We start from the raw sequence: 22416 nt of genomic DNA, 5'->3' as shown, positions 1-22416 counted from the left end.
GCAAACAATCCGAATGGAGGCTAACGTTTCTTCTCTTTAAAAAAAGAAAGGAGAAAAGAATGGAAAATTCGCTAAAACGAGAGCAGCAAATGTCCAATAGTAAAAAAGCGTTGATTTTTTTATTTCCCAGTTGGCTCTTGCTGCTGATATTTTTTGTTGGTCCAGTTATCTTAACTTTTATCTTTTCCTTCACGAACTTGGCTCTGACCGGTGCTGAAGCAAGTCAATTGCGGTTCATCGGCTTTGAAAATTTTGTGCGCATGTTCAATGATCCGGCTTTTCAAACTAGTGTCGTACGAACCTTGATTTTTGTCATTTTTTCTGCAGTGATCGGTCAATGTTTCTTAGGTTTTTTGATTGCATTTATGATGCGGGAGAAAAATCGAGCCTTTCGGCGAGTCGTTGGTCTGATCATCATTGCTGCATGGGTTACGCCGGAAGTCGTTGTTTCCTTTTGCTGGGTCGCTTTTTTAGGAGATAGCGGAACAGCTAATTGGTTGATGGGACTGATGGGATTTGAGCCGGTTGCTTGGCTGTTTGCTTTTCCTATGATAAGCGTTGTGGTTGCCAATATTTGGCGAGGAACCGCTTTTTCAATGATGGTGTTTCAATCCGCTTTAGATGAGATCCCTAAGGAAGTAGAGGAAGCTGCAGTTATGGATGGCGCCAGCCGCTGGCAAGTGATTCGAAAAATTACGATACCGATGGTCAAAGGTACCATTGCAACGAATTTGATGCTCGTCACTTTGCAGACATTGGGTGTCTTTACGTTGATTTATACTATGACTGGTGGTGGTCCCGGCAATCAGACTGCAACCCTGCCGGTCTTCATGTACAAACAAGCTTTTGTGAGCTATCAGCTAGGATACGGAACAGCGATTTCGCTGGTCTTGCTACTGATTGGTGCTGCCGCAAGCTTGATTTATATGAAAATGCTGAAAGTGAAAGTGTAGGTGAAAAAAATGGTAAAACGCAGTGAAAAATTGGAGACCATGATTCATTATCTGCTTTTGGCAGTATTAGCCTTATTGTTTTTGCTCCCATTGTTGTGGATGCTGATCGCCTCTATTGATCCGGGCGCTATTCAAACTTTGAAATTACCTGAAGCAGTATCATTTGAAAATTTTGCTTCGATCCTTTCTGATCAAACTATCATTCGGTCATTCGGAATCGGCTTGCTTTTGTCCGGCTGTCAATCGATTTTAGTTGTTGTCTTATGTGTTTTGGCAGCATATCCCTTGTCGAGGTATCAGCTAAGATATAAAAAAAGTTTTTTGATGGCGGTGCTGTTCATGACCTCATTACCGATGACTGCTGTCATCGTGCCGGTCTATCAACTGTTTATCTTTTTGAAGTTTCAAGATTCGTTACTGGCGGTGACGTTCTTCTTGACGGCGTCCTCACTGCCTTATGGGATTTGGATGATGAAGAACTTTATGGATTCGGTACCAATCGACTTAGAAGAGTCCGCTTGGGTCGATGGGGCTTCAACATGGCAAGGGGTGCGAAAAGTCGTAGCGCCGCTGATGGTTCCAGGTATTTGTACGGTTGGTATTTTTACTTTTACTGGAAGCTGGGGCAACTTCTTTGTTCCTTATATTTTGATTCAGTCACCCGAAAAAATGCCGGCATCAGTCTCGATCTTTCAGTTTTTCGGCAACTTTGGTATGGTCAATTATGGCCGTTTAGCCGCTTTTTCGGTGCTATATACCTTACCAGTCGTCATTTTATATGCTTTGTCACAAACGTATATGTCTAAAGGATTTAGCATGGGAGGAGCGACGAAAGGATGAAAGATCCATTTCATACGACAAAAAAATTAACGAAACGAATCGCTGAACTAAAAGCGTATCGTTTTCAAAAAGTACAAGACCTTACAATGTGGTCGGCAAAAGAAGATAAGTCAAAAACGGAAAAACACCCACCAGAAGAGTGGGACTTTACACTTTCAGTTAGCGATTTCTGGCAAGGGAGAGACCGTTATATTTGGGCTCATCATGAATTGACAGTTCCAGAGGAGGAAGACTTATGGTTACTGATCGATTTTGGTCGTACAGGTGGTGGCTATAATTCAGGCTTTGAGTCCTTGCTGTTGATCGATGGTGAACCTTATCAGGGTGTCGATTCGAATCATACAGAGATTTTTCTGGCGGATCATTACCGAGGGAAAACCATCCGACTTGATTTAAAACTATGGTCGGGCTTGGAAGGCGGTGGGTCTGAAGTCATTCAACGGCATGAGTTTCGGCAAGCTTGTTTGGCAAAACGACACTTAGCTGCTGATGACTGTTTCTTTCTCGCTGATATGATGGCGAAAACTATCGATGGGTTACCGGAAAATGAACCGATACGATACAAGCTGTTGAGTCTTTTAGATGATGCCTTTCGTTTGATTCAGTGGCAGGTACCCGGATCTATCTCTTTTTACCATAGCGTTGAGGAAGCTGATCATTATTTAAATCAAGAACTGCAAAAAATACCTAAACTTTCGGAGATCACTGTGACGGCTATCGGCCATACACATATCGATGTTGCTTGGTTGTGGCGGCTGAAGCATACAGGGGAAAAAGCTGTCCGCAGTTTTTCAACGGTTTTACGTTTGATGGAACAATACCCAGAATATATTTTCTTACAAACCCAACCTCAGCTATACAAATATGTCAAAGAAAGCTATCCAGCACTTTATGAGAAAATCAAAAAGAGGATCAAAGAAGGCCGTTGGGAAGTGGACGGAGCCATGTGGCTGGAAGCCGATTGCAATATACCGTCAGGCGAATCATTGGTCCGTCAGATACTCCATGGGAAAAAATTTGTGAAGGAAGAATTTGACAAAGAAATGCATTTCTTGTGGCTTCCGGATGTGTTCGGTTATTCATGGGCACTGCCCCAAATCTTGAAAAAATCCGGTATTGAGACGTTTATGACGACCAAAATCAGCTGGAATCAATATAACCGGATGCCTCATGATACCTTTTATTGGCGGGGAATCGATGGGACAGATATTTTGACGCATTTTATCACCACGCCAGTTGATGGTAAAACGGATGAATGGGCAGAAGAATGGTTTTATACCTACAATGGAACGCTTTCTCCGGAGACCGTTCAAGGAATTTACGACGGATATCAAGACAAGCGTTTGAATCAAGAATTTCTGCTGTCTTACGGTCATGGGGACGGCGGAGGCGGTGTCACTAGAGAGATGCTGGAAAATCGACGACGCCTTGACCAGATTCCAGGATTGCCGCAAGTCAAAACAGGAAAAGCGAAAGCCTTTTTTGAACGACTGCATCAGACAGTAGAACAAAATAAGCCGCTGGTCTCTCGTTGGGATGGCGAATTGTACTTGGAATATCATCGAGGAACCTATACCTCGCAAGCGTTTGTCAAAAAAATGAATCGAAAAGCTGAAATTGCTCTACGGGAACTTGAGATTCTCTATACATGTTTAGCAGCCAGCAAAAAAGACGAGTATCCTAAGGATCCGCTTTTTGAAACATGGGAGATGGTTCTTCGTAATCAATTCCACGATATTATTCCTGGTTCTTCGATCAAAGAAGTTTATCAAGACCATAGAGCAGAGTTTGCCGTCGTGACTCAGACCATTCAACAGTTATTTGAACAATTAGATGGACCTGCTAATCAAAAGTATACAGTCAACAATACAGCTAGCTGGTCAAGGAATGAACTGATTGAACTTCCACTTTTACAAGAAGGTCGCTTTATTGATTCACAAGGAAAAGAACTTCCGGCTTATTTTGATGGAGAAAAACAGTCTGTTCTTGTGACAAATGTTCCGCCAATGAGTCAGGTGATGATAGAGTTTCAACCGATAGCAGAAAATAAAGACATCAAACCGCTCGCTGAGTTCACAGAGGGAGCGCTTGAGACCGATCGTTTGCGAATTTTATGGGAAACATCGGGAAATTTGATCAGCATTTTTGATAAGAAACTAGGTAGAGAAATGTTGGAAGGAAAAGGGAATGTTTTTCAGCTATTTGAAGACAAACCTTTAAATTACGATGCATGGGATATCGATAGTTTTTATCAAGAAAAAGCAACAGTGCTTCAAGCCGATCAAATACGATTACGCTCAAATAATGCGCTTTACGCTTCCGTAGTATTTGAGTATACGTTTGGTAATTCGCAGATACATCAGGAAATGCGGGTCTATGCTCATACACAACGAATCGATTTTTTAACAAACGTGTCATGGCATGAACGCCAACAACTGTTGAAGGTAAACTTTGATGCAGCAATTCGATCAACTGAAGCAGTATTTGATATTCAGTACGGAAATGTAAAACGAGCTACCCATGCTAATACCAGTTGGCAATTGGCTCAGTTTGAAACAGTAGGCCACCAATGGGCAGATCTTTCAGAAAAATATTGTGGGGTAAGTTTATTGAATGACTGTAAATATGGTTATGCTGTTAAGGAAAATCAATTAAGCTTGACCTTGCTTAAAGGCGCTATCTATCCTGATCCACTGGCTGACGATGGCGATCACAAATTTACTTACAGTTTTTATGCCCACGAGCACGATGCCATCGATGGGGGAACAATGGAAGAAGCATGGTCCCTCAACTCGCCATTAACGGTTATTAACGGAGAACATTCTTGGTTGCTTCCGTTGCAAATAGACTGTGAAACCTCAGTTACCATCGACGCCATCAAGCAAGCAGAAACCGGCAAAGGGTGGATTTTACGCTTACATGATCACACGGGAGGAACTAGAAAGGTTACATTGCAGTTGCCAAGCAGTTTTTGGCAAGAAACAGATTTAATGGAGATACCTTTAAATAATGAGCAGTGGAAAGATGAAGTCTCATTTACCTTGTCACCCTTCGAAATAAAAACATTTCATTTTGAGTTGAGATAAACTAAAACCAGCAGATTCTCCATTTATAGCGGAGAATCTGCTGGTTGTGTTTATTCAAATTCTTCATACTCATTTGGGTCTTGACCATCGATGCGGCCGTCTGCTTTGTTTAACTGATTGATTTGATTGATTTCATCTTCAGTCAGTTCAAAGTCGAAGATCGCAAGATTTTCTCGTTGATGGGCGAGGTTTCTTGATTTAGGTAGGGGCAAAATGCCACGTTCCACATGCCAGCGCAAGATGATTTGACCAGCTGATTTTTGGTATTTCTCAGCTAATTCAGTGATCAGTGGTTCTTTCAGGGCATCGCTGCCGCGGCCTAATGGGCTCCAAGCTTCCGTTACGATGCCGCGTTTTTTGTTCTCTGTAACCATTCGTTCTTGGACCCAGTAAGGATGGATCTCAATTTGATTTAGCGCAGGGGTCACACCAGTTGCTTCAATGATGGCATCCAAATGTTCTGGCTCGAAATTGGAAACGCCGATGGAACGGATCAAACCTAATTTCTGGGCGGTCACTAAGGCTTGCCAAGCTTCGACATATTTGCCGCGTTTTGGTAATGGCCAGTGGATCAAAAAGGCATCGAAGTAGTCGAGTCCCATGCGAGCAAGGGATTCTTGAATGCTGGTTAAGGCATCATCATAGCCATGGTATTTTCCCGGTAATTTTGAGGTGATATAAAATTCTGAACGTGGGATACCAGAGCGACGGATCGCTTTGCCGACAATGCCTTCATTGTCATAATTGGTTGAAGAATCGATCAATCGATACCCGTCAGCGATCGCTGCTTGCAGCTGGCTCAACCCTTCGCCACCGCGGATCTGATAGGTACCGATGCCCACGGCGGGGCGTAAATTGCCGTCGTTTAATGTCAGTAAAGGTGCTTTCATAAAATGATTCCTCCTTTTCTTTACATTCTACTCTAACGCTTTTTTGCCAGGAACGTAACCAACTTGCTCAAACAAAGAAAAAAGAGCAACGGTTTCTGTTTCAGAAACAATTGCTCTTTTTGATTAAATTATTTTTCAGGCGGTGTGCCATACATTTTTGGTGTGACTTGATCGAGTTTTGGCGCTTTTCCTTCGATCTTTGGTTCGTCTAGCCATTGGTATTCGCCTTCACCATCAAGGGCTTTGCCTTTCGCCCAAGAGCCTTCTTTACTTTGGTCGCCTTCTGAGAAGTTATAGAAATCATAAGCGATATCTAAGCGTTCGTTTTTGCGGTCAAAGGTAGTCGGCACTAAAATCGAGCCTTCATTTTCTTCCAATTCTTTCACGGCAGCTGCCCAAAGATTTTGGTGGTAGCTATCACGCGCTAATAAGACCGAAAGTAAGTCTTTGACCCCACGGTCATCGATCATTTCATAGATGCGTGCTACTTGCAGACGTCCTTGTGATTCTGCATTTAAGTTGGCACGGAAATCAGCAAGCAAGTTGCCACTAGCAATGATATACGCACCTGACCATGGATTGCCGACGCTATCAGCAGGACGTGGTCCTAAGCCGGCAACGATGGCATGTTGCGGGTTCATTCCGGAAATGATCGCACCGATCGTTGGGTCTTTTTTCATGGCAGCTTCCTGATCTTCCACAGGTGCACCTTCCAGCAGACGTGCAACCATCGTTGCTAACATTTCAACGTGTCCAAGCTCTTCAGTAGCGATATCCATCAACATGTCTTTGTATTTTTCTTCCCCACGGCAGCTCCATCCTTGGAATAAGTATTGCATGGCAACACTCATCTCTCCATATTGTCCACCGATTAATTCTTGAAGGTATTTCGCAACTAACGGATTTGGTTTTTCTGGTTTAGCTTCAAACTGTAGTTCTTTTTGATGACGAAACATACTATTCCTCCTAAAATTTTTTATTGGGCCCATAAAAAGTTTCTCATGAATCGAAAGGTTCGTCTAATAAAATGCACTTAGTTCAAAATGAAAAAAGCTCCAAAAAGAAAAGCCATTTACTTTGACAAAAAGCGAGAAGCGTTAGATAGTTAAATTAAGAGAGAATTAGAAAAGGAGCGAGTCACCATGTTTCAGTATTACAAAATGGGCGACCGAAAAATAAGGGAATCCTCGGGGGAAGATTACAATTGGCTGGTGGTTTCTGGGACAGATCCAGAGGAACAACGCCACTTGTTAGATAAGTATCAACTGCCCGAAGATATTTTTATTGGCGCCAACGAACCGGAAGAAGTCTCACGTTTGGAATACTTACGTAACACTAAGTTAAATCATCCGATTCTTTATACCTTGATCGATTTGTCAGAAGTGACACAAGACCGCATCGAAGATCGTTTAGAACCGGTGACGTTTATTTATACCAAAGATCTTTTAATCACTTATGTCTCTCATCAATCTACACTGATTAAACGCCTGATTGAAAAGCATGAGCAAGATATTCAACGGTATGAAGATATTGTTGCCTACTCGACGCTGATGATCTACACCCATTACATCAAAGGTCTGCAGGAAATGAAGAAACAGATCGATGCACTAGATGAAGCAGCTCGTAAAACGACGGAAAACAACGAATTGTTTAATTTAGCCGATACCGAACGAGACATGGTCTATCTGGATCACACCTTACGGGATCAGAACCATACCGTCGATCGTTTGATGGATCGCAAAGAATTTTTGGATCGTTTGGATAATGAAGCACTCGTTTATGACATTAAGCTACGACAGAAGTTTGCCATGAAAATGGTCACTATCTATCGCGACTTGTTAGAAACCATTGGTGGCTTGTTCTCCGATATGATGGACAACAATCTAAACCATCTGATGAAATACTTAGATTCTGCGGCATTGGTGGTGGCTGTGCCGTCCTTGATCGCGGGGCTATGGGGGATCAACACTGGGGGACTGCCAGGAAAAGACAATGCCATCGGTACGATCATTGTCTTTGGTTTGGCTATTTTAGTTGGGATATTAACCGCCATTTACTTGTCACGGAAAGACTTTTCAAAATAAAAAGCGCCGCTGCTCTGTGGCACCGTTCATCCATAAAAGGAGAATGGTGCGACGAAGCAGTTGGCATTTTTTTATTTTAACCCGCTGTCCAAATTGCTGTCGAGAGTCCAGCGCTGAAAGGCGAGAAAGACCAGCAGCAAAGGCAAAACAGAAATTACCGAGGCAGCAATCAAAATCGTCCAATGGATATTTTCCGCGCCCACCAAGCTGCGGTTCGCCACTTGCAAGGTGTATTTTTTCGGATTATTCAAGACGATCAAGGGCCAGATATAATCATTCCATCGCTACTGGAAGGAGAAGATCTCCAGTGTCATAATGATTGGTCGGGCAATCGGCAGCATGGTGATGGCGATGATAGAGGAAGAAAAAAATGGCATCGTATTTTGTAAGCGCATAGCTGCAGTCGGCACTGACTAGAATCCTCAATAAATCCGCGTAAGGCAAATCAGGAACTTCTACAGTCACACCGTTTTTTTCTGTGTATTTTCCCGTCATTTTCAAATAAGTACCGCCTTCGCTAGGAGCTCTGGAAGCAAACATGGGAATCTGCGAAGATATTTCCAATCGGCAACGATCGAAACGTCCCCTAATGAAAAATAGCTGAAGTGCTGAAAAGATAGCTGTCCTAAAACGCACTGAGGAGTAAAAAGTGCCAATTATCTGACAAAATGAGAGCGGCTCTCCCTCAGTTTAGCGAAGAAGATGCAAAATAAAAAATAAAACGATTTCAAAAAATGCACCAATACTAAAAAAAACGAATTAAAGCTCTTACAACGATAATTAAGAAGTACTGATAAACGTTAATATAACAAGGTTTGAATTTTTTTTTTGCAAATTGAGTGCAAATCTTTTGTCTAAAACGGGGATTAAGCGTAACATAATATGTGTAATAACTACTTAAAAGAAAGAAGGAGAAAAATATGCATTGGTTATGGGTATTAATCGTAGGAGCTATTATCGGTTTGATCGCCGGAGCTATCACAAATAAAGGTGGATCAATGGGTTGGATCGCCAACATCGTTGCAGGTTTAGTAGGTTCAGCTATTGGACAAGCAATCTTAGGTTCTTGGGGTCCATCACTTGCTGGAATGGCAATCGTCCCATCAATTATTGGTGCGGTTATTGTAGTTGCTGTTGTTTCATTCTTCTTAGGACGTTCAAACGGCTAGTCCATTCAGCAATTGTTTCCATTCATTTATTTCGGGTAGTAATTACCTCGAATAGACAGGCAAATCCAGATTTTCTGGGTTTGCCTTTTTTGTTTTTAAGGAAGCATAAGCAATCCTTTTGTCATATCGGGAAATTGTCGTTACACTTGAAGTAGGTCAAAAAAAGAAAGGAAGAGGTTCAATGAAAAAGCAATATGAAACAGCGATGATCAATCGAGGCGGACGTGTCGGAGAGGTCGAAGCACCAAATGGCAGTTTTCACCTGAAAATCGACAAACCGGGTCTTCACAGTGAGGGCACAAACCCAGAACAATTATTTGCCGCTGGCTATGCTTCTTGTTTCAACGGTGCCGTACAGCATATGCTGAAAGAGCATAACATCGAATCCGAATCCGAAGTTAAAGCAAGAGTGTCTTTGTATCAGCACGAGGACGGCAGTTACCAAATCGGCGTGATTTTAGAAGTGTCGTTACCAGGCGTTGAAAAAGCCGAGGCAGAGAAAATCGCAGAAGAAGCCCATGATTTTTGTCCGTATTCTCGGGCAACTCGTGGCAACATTGATGTCGAAGTACAAGTAGTCTAAGCATTATTGCAGCTAGACAAACAATAAGCGGCTGATGAATCAGCCGACAAGAGGGAATTTATCAAGGAGGCCAATCAATGAGACAAACAGAGATCTTGCTGCTTTTGGGCGTGTTTGTGGTTGGCCTTTTTGTGGTGTACTGGCTGAAAAAGCACCGACATGCGCGCCACAATCAAGCACTGGCAGCTCAGCTGAAGCGTTATCCCAGCGTGCGGAAAGCGTGGCTGGCAGCCGGGGTAAAAAGGGAAGCAGTCCTTTTGGTTCCCGGTTTAAAAAAAGCTACTGCCGCAGTTGCAACGACGGCAACGGCGAAAGCAGAAACGAGGCTGTACAAGCATGCGGATCAGTGTCAGGCAATGACTCCACAAGGGTTGGCCGTTTCGGAGGACTATTTGTTCCTCTCTGCGTACTGTTCGCAGCAGGAACATCACTCACAGCTTTATATAATAGAAAGAACGAGCGGACGGCATCTGAAAACGGTGGTTCTGCCAAAACGCCCCCATGTCGGCGGATTAGTCTTTGATCGAGCAACGCAAGTGCTGTGGCTAACCATCACTGGGAAAGGAATGGGACGAGTGGCGTGTGTTTCTTTGCAGACACTGCTGGAAGATGATTCCTTGGCAACCAGTCAGCCGATCGCTTATCAGCAAGTCATCGAATTGGCAGGCATCACTCATAGCTCCTATTTGGCAGCCGATAGCGGTGAACTTGTCTCAGGGACCTTTGCCTTGAAAAACGGTGGCGTGGTGGCGAATTATCCGCTGCCTGTTCTTTCAGACAGCGGTCGCAAAGCATCTCCTTGCATCAAGCCGCGTAAGAGAAGGGTCACCACCACGAAAGTCCAAAGTGTCGCCTTTACCACTGAATACTTGTTGCTGGCACGTTCCTTTGGACCAGGGTCGGCTGAGTTATGGGTCTTTTCAAAGGATGCAACGGTGCTGACCCGCAAACATGCGTTGCGGCGCATCAAGTTTCCCCATTACCTTGAACAGATCGTGGTAGAAAAAGGGCAGCTGTACTGCTTGTTTGAAAGTGGGGCATGGGCGTATCGGCAAAAAGGCGGCAGCATCGATGAAGTCGTGGTATTGGACCTTGCGACCTTACTTCAGTAAGATAACTGCTTAAAAAGAAAAAAGACCAGCCTCTTAAGAAGCTGGTCGTAAGTGCAGTAATTATTCCACGATTGCTCGTTGGATATCTAAGACGGTGCCGGTATGAGCATCTGCCAAAAATTCATAGGTGACAAGCTGTCCGTCTTCGGTGCGGGTGATGCCGCCAGTATATCCTTGGGAAGTGATCGCAAATTTGCGCAAAGGTTGTTTTTCGAAATTGATCCAAGAACCTTCGATCGGTCCTTCTTTGATAAACGCCGCTTTTATATTGTCTAAGACATCATCGGCATTCATGGCTTGCCTTTTCTTCAACCAGATCGTTGAAAAAATCCCTCCTGCAAAGCCAAGACCTAAACCGATGGTCAGTCCATTTTTAAAATAATGCAATGGATGCTCATTCTCCATCTAATGTCCCTCCTAAAGTAAGTTTTCCCGAATGTTTTGATCTCGGTGAAAGCACAGGTTCTCTTAACAATAGTTTACCATAGTTTAGAAATATTCTATAAGAAAAATAACCAACAATAGAAATTTGCGCTATAATAAAGAATATCAGTAGGAATAAGGAGGAAGAGAGCACATCCGTTGTTTCACCCGAAAATTGCTGGAAAACACAGCAACAGCAAGCGTTGCTTTTTCAAAAAAAGCAGCTTTGTTTCTTTGGGGCAGCAAACAACTGATACGTGTTTCTCGAATGATCATGGAAGAAAAAACATTTCAACGTATCAAAGAACTAACGGAGTTACAAGGAACCAGCGGGTTTGAACACGACGTGCGAGCGTATATGCGTGAAGCGATGACTCCATTGGTAGATGAAATTCAACAAGATGGCTTAGGCGGCATCTTCGGTTTGCGTCACCACCAAGAAGCAGATGCACCACGAGTGATGTTAGCTGCTCACATGGACGAAGTTGGTTTCTTATTGACGACGATCACCGATCGCGGCTTATTCAAAGTCACTCCTTTAGGTGGATGGAACCCTTATGTAGTTTCTGCTCAACGGTTTACATTGAAAACAGCGAAGGGCGATTACCCATGCGTTTCTTCTTCAGTACCGCCACATTTGTTGCGAGGAAGCAGCGGTCAAAAAAATGTCGAAGTGACAGATATTTTGTTTGATGCTGGGTTTGAATCAAAAGAAGAAGCAGAAAGCTTTGGCGTACGTCCTGGCGATACGATCGTCCCACAAGTGGAAACCATCAAAACAGCCAATGGGAAAAACATCATCTCGAAAGCTTGGGACAACCGTTACGGCTGTGCTGTCGTATTAGAAGCACTTGAAGCCTTGAAAGAGGAAACATTAGGCCATACGTTGATTGCTGGTGCCAACGTTCAGGAAGAAGTCGGCTTACGGGGTTCTCGTCCGTCTGTGACGAAATTCAAACCAGACTTGTTCTTTGCAGTAGATTGCTCGCCAGCGGATGACACAGTCACGAAAAATGGCACCTTTGGTCATCTAGGAGCCGGGACTTTGATGCGAATCTATGATCCAGGCATGATCATGTTGCCACGGATGAAAGAATTCTTGTTGGATACAGCAGAAAGCAACAACATTCCTTACCAATACTTTGTTTCAAAAGGTGGTACCGATGCTGGTGCAGCACACATGGCAAATGAAGGGATCCCAAGTTCTGTCATCGGTGTTCCTGGACGGTACATCCATACTCACCAAACCTTATTCAGTATCGCTGATTTTGAAGCGGCACGGGAAATGGTGATTCAAGTCTTGAAAGGATTGGATCGTTCAACCGTTGATACGATCTTAGCAGGACAATAAGCGAGAACGAACGAAAGCAAAGAGACAGCCACCCGTTGTCTCTTTTTTTCTGCAGGGCTTTGCAAGATCAGCATGTCAGTTGGTAGTCCCTGAAAGAAAGGTGTATACTTAAAGAAAAGAAAGTGGTGAGTATTTGATTATTCCAAAAGATTTAGCAGAGTTAGCAACATATGTGGAGAAAGGCAAAAATGTCTTCTTTTTCACCGCCGATTGGTGTGGCGATTGTCGATATATCAAACCGCAATTGCCTGAGATCGAAGCGGATTTTCCAGCGCTTCAGTTTATCGAAGTCGACCGTGATGAATACATGGATGTAGCGGTTGAATGGAACATTTTTGGTATTCCTAGCCTCGTCGTTATCGAAGACGGCAAGGAGCTGGGACGGTTAGTCAACAAGGATCGCAAAACCAAAGAAGAGATCGAAGCCTTTTTAACCAGCGTACAATCAGCATAGGAGGGGAAAAAGATGGAAGCACAAAGATATCAAAATATTTTAGTAGGGATCGACGGTTCAGATCAAGCGATGTCAGCCTTCAAAAAAGCAGTGGAAGTCGCTCGTCGAAACCAAGGGAAGGTCTATGCCGCAACGATCATCGATCAGCAAGTGCCGACCATGATGGGCTATGCACCTTTGGATAGTTCCATCTTAGAACAAGAAAAAGATACGGCGAAAAATCTGATCGACGACTGCAAAGCCTACGCAAAATCAGTGGATTTTGATCTAGTAGAAGGCATCGTCGCTTACGGCTCCATCAAAGACGCTCTTGCCACTCAATTACCAGATCAATACGACATCGATTTGATCATGGTGGGGCAATCCGGGCTGAACGCCGTGGAACGCTTCATGATGGGGAGTGTCGCCAGCTTCGTTATCCGTGAAGCCCGGTGCGACGTGCTGATCGTATCTCCTGAAGAAACCAAAGCGTAAGGTCATTTTTGAAAAAATAAGCTTGTCGCTGCCGTGTTCTTTTCCTTAGTTCGCATGGTAGTAACAAGTGACAAAAGGAAGTTCCTGAGAATCAGCGATTTTGCTCGCTAATGAAGCATTGTCTTTAGCAAATGAGCAGTAGCTGGTTTTCAGGCTTTTTTGTCTTTGAAAATAACTAGAATTTCAAGGAAAACAAAGAAATTCCATGACGGATGCCGAAAAATTTGTTAAGATTATGGGCGGAATGTGTAAGTACCTAAGGAGGAAAAAACGTGATTTTTGCTTATAACAAAGAATATGTCAGTGATACACTGCTTGCCATCACAGCAGATGATAAAGGATTAGAACAAACCGTCGAACGCAAAGGCAATGTTGCCCAAATCAAAAATGAAGAAGGCACGATCGTTGGCTGGAACTTTTTTGCGATCTCAGAAGTGATGACGATCGAAGGCCGTGGTCAAGTGACGTTGACGAAAGAACAAATCCAACAATTGAACACCATGATCAAAGAAGCAGGATTCAGCGAAGAACTGCCTGCAGATACGGAACCAAAAATCGTCGTTGGCTATGTGAAATCTTGTGTAGAACATCCAGACAGCGACCATCTTTCTATCACGGAAACAGAAGTTGGAGATGGGAAAGTCTTGCAAATCGTCTGTGGCGCTGCCAATATTCGTAAAGGATTGAAAGTCGTTGTCGCAAAACCTGGCGCAATGATGCCGGATGGCTTGATGATTTGGCCGGGGACACTTCGTGGCGTAGAAAGCTTCGGAATGATCTGTTCTGCTAAAGAACTACATTTAGAAGGTGCCCCAATGAAAAAAGGCATCCTTGAGCTGCCTCAAGATGCCGTTGTAGGTGAAGCTTTTCCAGTCGGTAAAGCCTAAAAAATGAACTGCCGCTTCCTGTTTTTGCGGCAGTTCATTTTTTGATTGTTTCGATTGGTTTTGGTGATTAGTTGCTGCTGTCTGTTGATTGTTCGTTGATCGATGTATCAACGGAAAGTTTTACTTCTGCTGTTTTTTCTTCATCGCCACGATAGAAGGTTACAGTGATCGTGTCACCGACTTTGTGTTTGTACAACGCAGATTGCAGATCCGTTGTGGTGCTGACTTCTGTATCATCGATTTTCGTGATAACGTCATATTGTTGCAATCCTGCTTGTTCTGCTGGTGTTGCATTGTTGACTGAGTAGATCACAACGCCTGAAGTTACAGATGAAGGAACTTTCAAGATTTGTTCTTGTTGTTGTGATGTGATTGAACCTAAATCAATCGTTTGGATCCCTAGTGCAGGGCGAACCACTTTGCCGTCTGCTTCTAGTTGATTGATGATTTCAACGACATCGTTACTTGGGATCGCAAAGCCCATCCCTTCGACACTAACGCCTGAAGCAGAGCCCGAGGTGCTGGCGATTTTACTTGAGTTGATCCCAATCACTTGACCATCAACGTTGATCAGTGGACCACCTGAGTTCCCTGGGTTGATCGCCGCATCCGTTTGGATCGCATTGATACTGATCGTACCACCAGATTCGTTTTGGCTTGTTACTTGACGATTCAAGGAAGACACGATCCCTTGTGTCACAGAGTTTGCATAGTCAGAGCCTAGAGGAGAACCGATCGCGATTGCTGGTTCGCCGACTTTCAAGGCACTTGAATCGCCAAATGTTGCGGCAGTTGTAACTTTTTCAGAAGAGATTTTTAAGACGGCTAAGTCTGTGTAAGAATCGGTACCTACCAATTCAGCTTTGACTTTTGTACCATCTGCTAAGACAACTTCCAAACCATCTTGACCTTCAACTACGTGGTTGTTGGTTACGACATAGGCATCGTCGCCATCGATTTTGTAGATGACACCACTCCCTTCAGAAGAAGCTTCTAAGGCGCTGTCGTCTTCGCTTTGGCTATCGCCTTCACTTTGTCCACCTTGCTGACCAAAGAGGCTGTTCCAGTCGTTGCTTTGACTTTGTTGTAGATTAATGATGGAAACCACCGAATCTTGTACTTTTTCAACTGCCTCAGTGACATCGCTAGTCACATCAAGTTTTACATTGGATACTTGGGTTTGTCCGTTAGAATCTTGGACCCCGCTGTTGGTCGTGGTTTCTGGTGTTGAAGTCAAGGATGAACCCATTGCCAGATACAGACCGCCGAAGGTCAATAATCCGCCGACCATACCGCCTAAAATCCCAATACCTAATCGTTTTAATAAACCAGGAGAAGTTTTCTTACCTGGTGTGACATATTTTCTTGCCATTACTATTTCCCCCTTAATGAATAATTCGTTATAATCAGTATATTCCTTCTATCTGAGATTAGTCTACTAAGAGATTTTGAAAAAAATATGAAGAAGTTGCGTAAGAATCTGTTTCAAACGATGAAATTTTCTTCGCAAGACCCGTTCATTTTTGAATAAAAATAGCAGAGAAATCTGGGGAGGAGCAAAGGTTTTTTTATCCACAGTGTGTGGACAATCTTGATGGGGTTGGTTGGGTGGATGAAGAAATCATTGAATTGTCCCAGTTTTATAGATAAGATAGAAGAATTTCAAAGAAAGTCAAAGTGTGTAAAAGGTTGTGGATAGCATTGTCCACATTTTCATAAAATAAGGGGATAACGAGGAGGAACCTATGAAAATCAAAATCGTCACAGTAGGAAAACTAAAAGAAAAGTACCTCGTTCAAGGAATCAACGAGTACGCCAAACGATTGGGGGCATACGCAAAGCTTGAGTTTGTCGAAGTACCAGATGAAAAAGCGCCAGAAACCTTGAGTGAAGCCCAAATGCTGCAAATCAAAGAAAAAGAAGGCCAGCGCATTTTAGCCAAAATCAAAGACACCGAATATGTCTTTGCCTTAGCAATCGAAGGCACCAATCCCACCAGCGAAGCCTTCGCCAAACAAATCGATCAACTCGGCATCCAAGGAAAAAGCCAACTGACCTTCGTCATCGGCGGCTCCCTAGGCTTAAGCCAAGAAGTCATGACTCGCAGTGATGCCAAAATCTCCTTTGGCAAAATGACCTACCCCCACCAACTCATGAAACTGATCTTATTGGAGCAGATTTATCGCGCGTATCGAATCAATACGGGAGCGCCGTATCATAAGTAAATATCTTAAGCAGTATAATAGAAAAAATTAACCACCGGTACTACCGGTAAAAAGGAGCAACAACCATGCGAAATATCAAATTAACGATTGAATATGACGGCAAGCGCTACTTAGGGTGGCAACGACTAGGAGATTCTGAAAAAACGATCCAAGAAAAAGTTGAAGGGGTCATCAAATTATTGACGGGAGAAGAAATTGAGATCGTGGGTTCTGGTAGAACCGATGCGGGCACGCATGCTCGAGGACAAGTGGCAAATTTCAAGACGACCCATCAAATGAGTTTGCCAGAGATGCAGCAGTTCTTTAACCGCTATTTGCCGCAAGACATCGTTGTCAACAAGATTGAAGAAGTGCCTGAACGATTCCATGCACGCTATCACGCTAAAGGCAAGCAATACAGCTATTATGTTTGGAACAACGCGATCCCATCGGTCTTTGCTCGCAATACCAGTTTTCATTGCCCGCAGCCCCTTGATTTGGAAAAAATGCAGCAAGCGGCTGAGAAGTTGATCGGCACCCATGATTTTATTGGCTTTTCTGCGTTGAAAAAATCAAAAAAATCAACGGTGCGCACAATCGATGAAATCACTATCACACCAGAAGGCGACCTATTGCGGTTTACCTTCAAAGGCAACGGCTTTTTGCATAAAATGGTCCGAATCTTGACAGGCACACTGATTGCCATTGGCGATGGCACGCTACCGCCAGAAGTGATCGATCAAGTGTTAGCCGATAAAGTACGACAAGCAGCTGGTGAAACAGTGCCTTCTCATGGCTTATTTCTAGATGAGGTGTATTATTAAAAGAAACATGGTAATGGCTATTTAAGGAAAGGAGATCATCTATTGATCACATTAAAATCCCCACGAGAGATCGAACAAATGAAAACTTCTGGTCGTATCTTGGCAAGTATTCACGAGCAGCTACGGGAAAAAATCGTTCCCGGTATCACCACGAACCAAATCAACGCCTTTGTCCATCAACAGATAGAAGCTGCAGGGGCAACAGCCGCGCAAATCGGGTTTGAAGGGTATGAATTTGCGACGTGTATCAGTGTCAATGAAGAGATTTGTCATGGTTTCCCTTCAGAATATGTTTTAAAATCAGGCGATGTCGTCAAAGTCGATTTTTGTGTCGATTACAAAGGAGCAATCTCTGACAGCTGTTGGACATATGCTGTAGGAGAGATTTCGCCAGAACATCAAGCACTGATGGAAGTAACGAAAGAAGCCTTGATGAGAGGCATCGAGCAAGCACAGGTTGGCAACCGAGTCGGCGATATTGGTTATGCGATACAAAGCTTCGCTGAAGAAAAAGGGTATGGTGTCGTGCGGGACTTTATTGCTCACGGCATTGGCCCAACCATTCATGAAGAACCATTCTTTCCTCATTTCGGGTTACCTGGTAAAGGAATTCGTTTGAAAGAGGGCATGACGATCACCATCGAACCGATGATCACGACCGGCACTTGGCGCATGAAGATGGACCCAAACGGCTGGACAGCACGCACGATTGACGGGAGCTATTGTGCCCAATATGAACATTCGATCGCCATCACCAAAGAAGGTCCAGTCATCATGACGTTGCAAAAGGAAGAAACGTGAACATCACTTAATGTCTTTGAAAAATAACTGTGTGTAATTTCCGTAACATGAATACTTTCTACTCCCCCTGTGGAGGGTATAGTGTATATGATTTATCTATCGTTGGTTGTCGCACCAATTGTTGTTGGTATAGTCATCGAACTATTTTCTCACTGGTTGGATGAGAAAGACAAAGACGATAACTAAGCAAGTTGCTATCCAACTCACATGCTAGCAGTCGCAACTAGCATAAACAAGGCGCTCCCTTTCGTCGCGGTTAGGGAGCGCCTTTGTGCTGTAGTGCTATAAACTTTCTATCGTTTCGCAAGGTTATTATATCACAGGGAAAATAAAAAACTACCCGTGATATCCACTCGAATAGATAAAGAAAACCTAATAAATTTGAAATTTAATTACCTCTACTTCTATTTTCCGAAATATGGATGGTAACCCCCACTTGAGGTATTACCGTGAAAAAAATAGTCTATAGTGGGAGTTATTGTTTTCTCTTTTTTTTAAATAGAGAAAAATTTAAATTAGGTGTACATGTAAGTGATAAATTCGGATAAAGTAAACGACCCAGTATTTTCTGATAAAGCCATGGGTGACGGTTTTGCAGGTATTCCTATTGAAGAAATTGTTGGCTCCCTGATTAGTGGGAAAGTTAACTATTTTTTCGAACTAGCTATGCTATCGAATATAGAACACATGAAGGAATAAGTAGGGGAGGGACAGCAATCCCTGTTGTTTACTACTTACTTGCATCCAAATATTGTTAATACCTAAAGTGTGTATCAACGTGGTTATAATCAAATCGTTTATGTCAGTCATTGTCCTGCAATTTGACATTTTGGTATACTACAAATTTTTATTAGCACAGCAGTGTAAACTTGTAAGAACAATTCTTTTTAAATGAATTTAGGTGAATCGACCAAAAAGGATAATTATGTATATACTCTGTCGCAATATATGTTATACTATGTATATACAGAAAGAGGTGTCGCGCATGGAAATGCTACCTATAAAAAAATGGGGCAATAGTAACGGTCTTAGATTGCCAAAGTACATTATGGAGTATCTTGGCATTCATACTGATGACAAAGTGAAGATAATACAAGAAGAAGTAAACGGACATAAACGGCTAATCATCGAAGCAGCAAATTTAGAAAACGAGTTAACGATTGAAGAGTTATTTGAAAATTACTCTGCTGAGAAAAATCATGTGGTAATTCAACATTTAGGTGAAGCAGTAGGGAATGAAAAATGGTAAGAAAACCTAGACAAGGGGATATTTTGTTATTGGATACAGCTCCTCGTTCTGGACATGAACAAACGGGAAAAAGACCCTATATTGTTTTAAGTCATGACATGATTGCAAATTATAGTAACGTTGCCACCGTTGCTCCAATTTCTAGTACAAGTAGAAATTATCCGTTATATGTAAGTATTAATCCAGATTATGGAATGAAGACAACAGGAAAAGTATTGTTGGATCAATTAACGACAATTGATTATGAAGCCAGAGCATGTGTTTTTTTGGAAAAAGCGCATGAGCACTTGGTTGATGAGTTATTGATAAAAGTTAGAACAGTATTTCAAAAAGTAAGTAGATAAAAACAGCATGATCATCTAATCGATGTTGACCATGCTGTTTTCTTTTATTCTATAAACGCTTTGTCTCGTAACATTATACTCCATTGCAATCTTTAAGATACTAGCTCTATTCCCGTGATCCTGAACGATACTTTTATAAACAAGGCAATGGGGGCGCTTTTGTGTTTGCACTAGCAGTCTTAATACTTTATGCTTGGCGATGTTTGAATTCGGCACGCTGCTGCTAGGCATCATTGCCAAAATTTCGACGATTGAGTCTTCGATAAATTTATCAAGGAATCTAATGAATGGAGGACTAGCCCACAGCGGCTAACATCAAACATCCCCATGATTGAGTTTGTCAGCCACAAAGGTTTCTACACTATACCTGCCCCATTTTGAGAGACTCTCTATAAATAAAGGGAAGGTTACATCTGTAAAATGACTGACCAAGAGATAACAAGCTTGACCCGAAACTTTATGAAAGACCTCAATTTCTTTGTATTGATTCACGAAGGCTTCAAAAGCTGTATAGCGATTTGAATCCATAAAAAACCGGATGTATTGCGTACTTGGGTAGTTTACTACAATACTAAATCGCTGAATGATTCCCTCATCTTGCAATTTCAAGATCCGATTGCCCATGGCTTGTCCCGTCAGGTGGACCATTTCGCCGATTTCTTTGTTCGATAATTTGCTGTTGTGTTTCAGGATAGCTAGGATTTGTTCATCGATGATGTCCATAAGGGTTCCTCCTTTCATAATGAAAGTAAATTGACTTTATCTTTTTCAAGAGACACTTTGTTGTAGGTTCATATGTATTTATACTGGATTATAACAAATAAGAAAAGAAATGGTGATTCTATGAAAAAAACTTTAGTAATTATTGATGTCCAAAATGATTATTTTAAAGAAGGAAGAATGGCCCTTCATTCCCCTGAACAGGCGCTTGCAAACATAAATAAACTAGAAGCGTCTTTTATCGAAAAGCAACTCCCGATCATCTATATCCAACACATCAACGATCAAGAAGCAGCTGATTTTTTTGAACGAGGGACCGAAGGTGTACTGCTGCATGAACAGTTAAAAACAACGCATTCTTCTATTATTATCGAAAAGCACTTTCCTAACTCCTTCATTGAAACAAATTTAAAAGAGACGTTAGACTCTTTAGGTGTTCAACAAGTTATCATCACTGGGATGATGACGCATATGTGCATCGATTCAACCACAAGAGCTAGTAAAGAACTCGGTTATCAGCCCATACTGATTTCTGATGCCACGGCAACGAAAGCATTAACATTTGAAGCACACGAAATTCCTGCGGAAGCTGTTCAACGAGCGTTTTTATCGGCGTTGGAAACCTTCTCTACGGTGATGAAAACCGATGACTATTTAAACGGATTGTAGAAAAATTGCGTATTTACCAACAAAGGCAAAGGTTCATTTGCATTGAGTGGTTCTTGATCACTCTTTGAAATTGGCAATCCTATCTCATTCCGCTTCAATGTTTCTAAAAAAAATGAATGCCCAGTTGCGTACACACCAATGATACTGAGCTGATTCCTCAGAGGATGCATAAGAACTAACCCATACAAAAGCCAAAAACGTTCGAGGATTTCTCTCGAACGTTTTTTGGGCATCAAATTGGGCGAATCGTCGAAACTATGGTACAGTGCAACCAAACAAGGAGTAAAAGCGGCTCGTTCATGAGGCAAAGGGGCAATGGTGATGAAGCAAACAACGATGGCGTGGCTGTCAGAAATCTATAATTTGATCTTGCATCCTGGCACGAGACAGTGGGAACGAGAACAACTGGTGCAAGCGAAAAATACCTTGGAAACCCAGCTGGCGACCAAACAAAAAGCAGGCAAACACGAAAAGGAATCGTCAAATAGTCTTGAAGACCAACAGACCAGGCGGGTTTTGGAAAAACTAGAAGCGTCGTTGCGTCCTTTGGCACTGAGAAACAATCTGACCCCGAATGTCGCCGAGTTTTATCAAACAATCAGCCAGCCAGCACCGAAAAAGGCAATGAATGAAGAAACAAGCAAAGCCCAACCAGCAGAAGTTTCCGTGGAGCCGACCGAAACAGGTGGAAAAGCACAAGAAGTGGCTATTTTTGCTGGCGGCTGCTTTTGGTGTATGGTAGAGCCTTTTGAAGACCAGCCGGGCATTCTTTCCGTTTTGTCGGGGTATACTGGGGGAACAGTCCCGAATCCGACGTATGATCAAGTACTAAGTGGAACAACAGGGCATGTCGAAGCAGTAGAGATCATTTTTGATCCCAAAATCATCACCTATCAGGACTTGTTGCAGTTGTACTGGCAAGTGACAGACCCGACAGATGCTTTCGGACAATTTCAAGATCGCGGCAATTTTTATCGCCCAATCATTTTCTATACGACTGCTGAACAGGAAGTGTTTGCGCAAGGAGCCAAAAAGGAACTAGCCCAATCTGGTTATTATCAGCAACCCATCGTGACTGAGATCCGCAAGGCCACGCAGTTTTGGCCAGCGGAAAACTACCATCAAGCATTTTACAAGAAGCAGCCCAAGCGCTACCAGCGGATCAAGCGAGCGCGCAAGCAACTGATGCTTTTTTATAAACTGAAACGCTGGACAAACCGAGGGGAAAAACGATCATAGTCAGAAGATACATCAAAAAAGCGGGGCTCCGAGAAAAGGCCAGAGGATCAAATGAAGGCT

General features: G+C 42.8%; 27 protein-coding genes and 1 pseudogene. 20 read left to right on the top strand and 8 right to left on the bottom strand.

Features of this window, described 5'->3' with window-relative positions:
* The first annotated feature begins 59 nt into the window (after nt 1-59).
* Genes IGJ17_RS11940 through IGJ17_RS11930 form a run of 3 tightly spaced genes read left to right on the top strand, consistent with a single transcriptional unit; the run spans nt 60 to nt 4879 of the window.
* Complete coding sequence (locus IGJ17_RS11940; protein ID WP_008379138.1) at nt 60-953, top strand: carbohydrate ABC transporter permease; 894 nt, start codon at nt 60-62, stop codon at nt 951-953.
* Nucleotides 954-962: 9 nt separating this feature from the next.
* Entirely contained in the window at nt 963-1793 is an 831-nt protein-coding gene (locus IGJ17_RS11935) for a carbohydrate ABC transporter permease (RefSeq protein ID WP_008379135.1), read from the top strand.
* Entirely contained in the window at nt 1790-4879 is a 3090-nt protein-coding gene (locus IGJ17_RS11930; RefSeq protein ID WP_429961435.1) for an alpha-mannosidase, read from the top strand. The genes IGJ17_RS11935 and IGJ17_RS11930 overlap by 4 nt, the downstream gene beginning before the upstream one ends.
* Before the next feature lie 50 nt (nt 4880-4929).
* On the opposite strand, the gene IGJ17_RS11925 is transcribed toward IGJ17_RS11930, so the two are convergent.
* Both IGJ17_RS11925 and IGJ17_RS11920 read right to left on the bottom strand, forming a co-directional pair.
* A complete protein-coding gene (locus tag IGJ17_RS11925; protein WP_016621425.1) occupies nt 4930-5769 on the bottom strand; it encodes an aldo/keto reductase in 840 nt (279 codons plus the stop codon).
* A 128-nt stretch (nt 5770-5897) separates the two neighbouring features.
* Nucleotides 5898-6725 carry a manganese catalase family protein gene (locus tag IGJ17_RS11920; RefSeq protein ID WP_034872349.1) on the bottom strand — a complete coding sequence of 276 codons (828 nt, stop codon included), beginning with the start codon at nt 6723-6725 and terminating at the stop codon, nt 5898-5900.
* Between the two features lie 186 nt (nt 6726-6911).
* Here IGJ17_RS11920 and IGJ17_RS11915 point away from each other — a divergent pair, with 186 nt between their 5' ends.
* Nucleotides 6912-7853, top strand: a complete 942-nt coding sequence (locus IGJ17_RS11915; RefSeq protein WP_429961434.1) for a magnesium transporter CorA family protein — start codon at nt 6912-6914, stop codon at nt 7851-7853.
* A gap of 71 nt (nt 7854-7924) precedes the next feature.
* Here the strand turns inward: IGJ17_RS11915 and IGJ17_RS11910 are convergent, their stop codons facing one another.
* Both IGJ17_RS11910 and IGJ17_RS11905 read right to left on the bottom strand, forming a co-directional pair.
* On the bottom strand, nt 7925-8113 hold the full coding sequence (locus IGJ17_RS11910; RefSeq protein ID WP_034872345.1) for a hypothetical protein: 189 nt from the start codon (nt 8111-8113) through the stop codon (nt 7925-7927).
* A 13-nt stretch (nt 8114-8126) separates the two neighbouring features.
* Nucleotides 8127-8348: a hypothetical protein gene (locus IGJ17_RS11905; protein ID WP_237714956.1), complete on the bottom strand. Its 222-nt coding sequence runs from the start codon at nt 8346-8348 to the stop codon at nt 8127-8129.
* 425 nt (nt 8349-8773) lie between these two features.
* Between IGJ17_RS11905 and IGJ17_RS11900 the strand changes: the two genes are divergently transcribed.
* The 3 genes from IGJ17_RS11900 to IGJ17_RS11890 all read left to right on the top strand — a co-directional run bounded on the left by IGJ17_RS11900 (nt 8774) and on the right by IGJ17_RS11890 (nt 10717).
* Entirely contained in the window at nt 8774-9022 is a 249-nt protein-coding gene (locus IGJ17_RS11900) for a GlsB/YeaQ/YmgE family stress response membrane protein (RefSeq protein WP_005225422.1), read from the top strand.
* Nucleotides 9023-9203: 181 nt separating this feature from the next.
* The gene (locus IGJ17_RS11895; protein WP_005225423.1) at nt 9204-9605 is read left to right on the top strand and encodes an Ohr family peroxiredoxin; all 402 of its coding nucleotides are present in this window, start codon (nt 9204-9206) and stop codon (nt 9603-9605) included.
* 77 nt (nt 9606-9682) lie between these two features.
* The gene (locus IGJ17_RS11890; RefSeq protein ID WP_086316422.1) at nt 9683-10717 is read left to right on the top strand and encodes a hypothetical protein; all 1035 of its coding nucleotides are present in this window, start codon (nt 9683-9685) and stop codon (nt 10715-10717) included.
* Between the two features lie 60 nt (nt 10718-10777).
* Here the strand turns inward: IGJ17_RS11890 and IGJ17_RS11885 are convergent, their stop codons facing one another.
* The gene (locus IGJ17_RS11885; protein ID WP_005234590.1) at nt 10778-11122 is read right to left on the bottom strand and encodes a peptidase; all 345 of its coding nucleotides are present in this window, start codon (nt 11120-11122) and stop codon (nt 10778-10780) included.
* Nucleotides 11123-11414: 292 nt separating this feature from the next.
* Here IGJ17_RS11885 and pepA point away from each other — a divergent pair, with 292 nt between their 5' ends.
* The 4 genes from pepA (at nt 11415) to ytpR (ending at nt 14306) form a co-directional block, all read left to right on the top strand.
* A complete protein-coding gene (gene pepA, locus IGJ17_RS11880) occupies nt 11415-12491 on the top strand; it encodes a glutamyl aminopeptidase (RefSeq protein ID WP_034872382.1) in 1077 nt (358 codons plus the stop codon).
* Between the two features lie 133 nt (nt 12492-12624).
* On the top strand, nt 12625-12945 hold the full coding sequence (locus IGJ17_RS11875; protein WP_008379116.1) for a thioredoxin family protein: 321 nt from the start codon (nt 12625-12627) through the stop codon (nt 12943-12945).
* 12 nt (nt 12946-12957) lie between these two features.
* Nucleotides 12958-13419: a universal stress protein gene (locus IGJ17_RS11870; RefSeq protein ID WP_005225429.1), complete on the top strand. Its 462-nt coding sequence runs from the start codon at nt 12958-12960 to the stop codon at nt 13417-13419.
* Nucleotides 13420-13691: 272 nt separating this feature from the next.
* Nucleotides 13692-14306 (top strand): YtpR family tRNA-binding protein, encoded by a 615-nt coding sequence (gene ytpR / locus IGJ17_RS11865; RefSeq protein WP_005234600.1) that lies wholly within the window; start codon nt 13692-13694, stop codon nt 14304-14306.
* A gap of 67 nt (nt 14307-14373) precedes the next feature.
* Here the strand turns inward: ytpR and IGJ17_RS11860 are convergent, their stop codons facing one another.
* On the bottom strand, nt 14374-15678 hold the full coding sequence (locus tag IGJ17_RS11860) for a S1C family serine protease (RefSeq protein WP_008379110.1): 1305 nt from the start codon (nt 15676-15678) through the stop codon (nt 14374-14376).
* A gap of 373 nt (nt 15679-16051) precedes the next feature.
* Between IGJ17_RS11860 and rlmH the strand changes: the two genes are divergently transcribed.
* The 7 genes from rlmH to IGJ17_RS11825 all read left to right on the top strand — a co-directional run bounded on the left by rlmH (nt 16052) and on the right by IGJ17_RS11825 (nt 19728).
* On the top strand, nt 16052-16531 hold the full coding sequence (gene rlmH / locus IGJ17_RS11855) for a 23S rRNA (pseudouridine(1915)-N(3))-methyltransferase RlmH (protein WP_008379108.1): 480 nt from the start codon (nt 16052-16054) through the stop codon (nt 16529-16531).
* A 65-nt stretch (nt 16532-16596) separates the two neighbouring features.
* Nucleotides 16597-17334 carry a tRNA pseudouridine(38-40) synthase TruA gene (truA, locus tag IGJ17_RS11850; protein WP_005225435.1) on the top strand — a complete coding sequence of 246 codons (738 nt, stop codon included), beginning with the start codon at nt 16597-16599 and terminating at the stop codon, nt 17332-17334.
* A gap of 42 nt (nt 17335-17376) precedes the next feature.
* Nucleotides 17377-18135, top strand: a complete 759-nt coding sequence (gene map / locus IGJ17_RS11845; protein WP_005234612.1) for a type I methionyl aminopeptidase — start codon at nt 17377-17379, stop codon at nt 18133-18135.
* A gap of 87 nt (nt 18136-18222) precedes the next feature.
* Nucleotides 18223-18321 (top strand): type I toxin-antitoxin system Fst family toxin, encoded by a 99-nt coding sequence (locus tag IGJ17_RS11840; RefSeq protein WP_074534955.1) that lies wholly within the window; start codon nt 18223-18225, stop codon nt 18319-18321.
* Nucleotides 18322-18666: 345 nt separating this feature from the next.
* Nucleotides 18667-18834 (top strand): PTS glucose transporter subunit IIA, encoded by a 168-nt coding sequence (locus IGJ17_RS11835; RefSeq protein WP_016621416.1) that lies wholly within the window; start codon nt 18667-18669, stop codon nt 18832-18834.
* 259 nt (nt 18835-19093) lie between these two features.
* A complete protein-coding gene (locus IGJ17_RS11830; protein WP_016621415.1) occupies nt 19094-19384 on the top strand; it encodes an AbrB/MazE/SpoVT family DNA-binding domain-containing protein in 291 nt (96 codons plus the stop codon).
* Nucleotides 19378-19728 carry a type II toxin-antitoxin system PemK/MazF family toxin gene (locus IGJ17_RS11825; protein WP_008379101.1) on the top strand — a complete coding sequence of 117 codons (351 nt, stop codon included), beginning with the start codon at nt 19378-19380 and terminating at the stop codon, nt 19726-19728. The genes IGJ17_RS11830 and IGJ17_RS11825 overlap by 7 nt, the downstream gene beginning before the upstream one ends.
* A 15-nt stretch (nt 19729-19743) precedes the next feature.
* On the opposite strand, the pseudogene IGJ17_RS11820 reads toward IGJ17_RS11825, so the two are convergent.
* Nucleotides 19744-20004: pseudogene (locus tag IGJ17_RS11820) on the bottom strand (hypothetical protein); the annotation flags it as partial.
* Between the two features lie 39 nt (nt 20005-20043).
* Nucleotides 20044-20469 (bottom strand): Lrp/AsnC family transcriptional regulator, encoded by a 426-nt coding sequence (locus tag IGJ17_RS11815; protein ID WP_429961433.1) that lies wholly within the window; start codon nt 20467-20469, stop codon nt 20044-20046.
* 102 nt (nt 20470-20571) lie between these two features.
* On the opposite strand from IGJ17_RS11815, the gene IGJ17_RS11810 reads away from it, so the two are divergent.
* Nucleotides 20572-21117: a cysteine hydrolase family protein gene (locus tag IGJ17_RS11810; protein ID WP_429961432.1), complete on the top strand. Its 546-nt coding sequence runs from the start codon at nt 20572-20574 to the stop codon at nt 21115-21117.
* Between the two features lie 315 nt (nt 21118-21432).
* Nucleotides 21433-22356, top strand: a complete 924-nt coding sequence (msrA, locus tag IGJ17_RS11805; protein ID WP_429961431.1) for a peptide-methionine (S)-S-oxide reductase MsrA — start codon at nt 21433-21435, stop codon at nt 22354-22356.
* The last annotated feature ends 60 nt before the right edge of the window (nt 22357-22416 follow it).

Source organism: Enterococcus sp. DIV1096b (assembly GCF_050498765.1).
Lineage (GTDB): Bacteria > Bacillota > Bacilli > Lactobacillales > Enterococcaceae > Enterococcus_D > Enterococcus_D entomosocium.
Note: the sequence above shows the minus strand (reverse complement) of the source record. Positions and strands in the feature narration are given on the sequence as shown.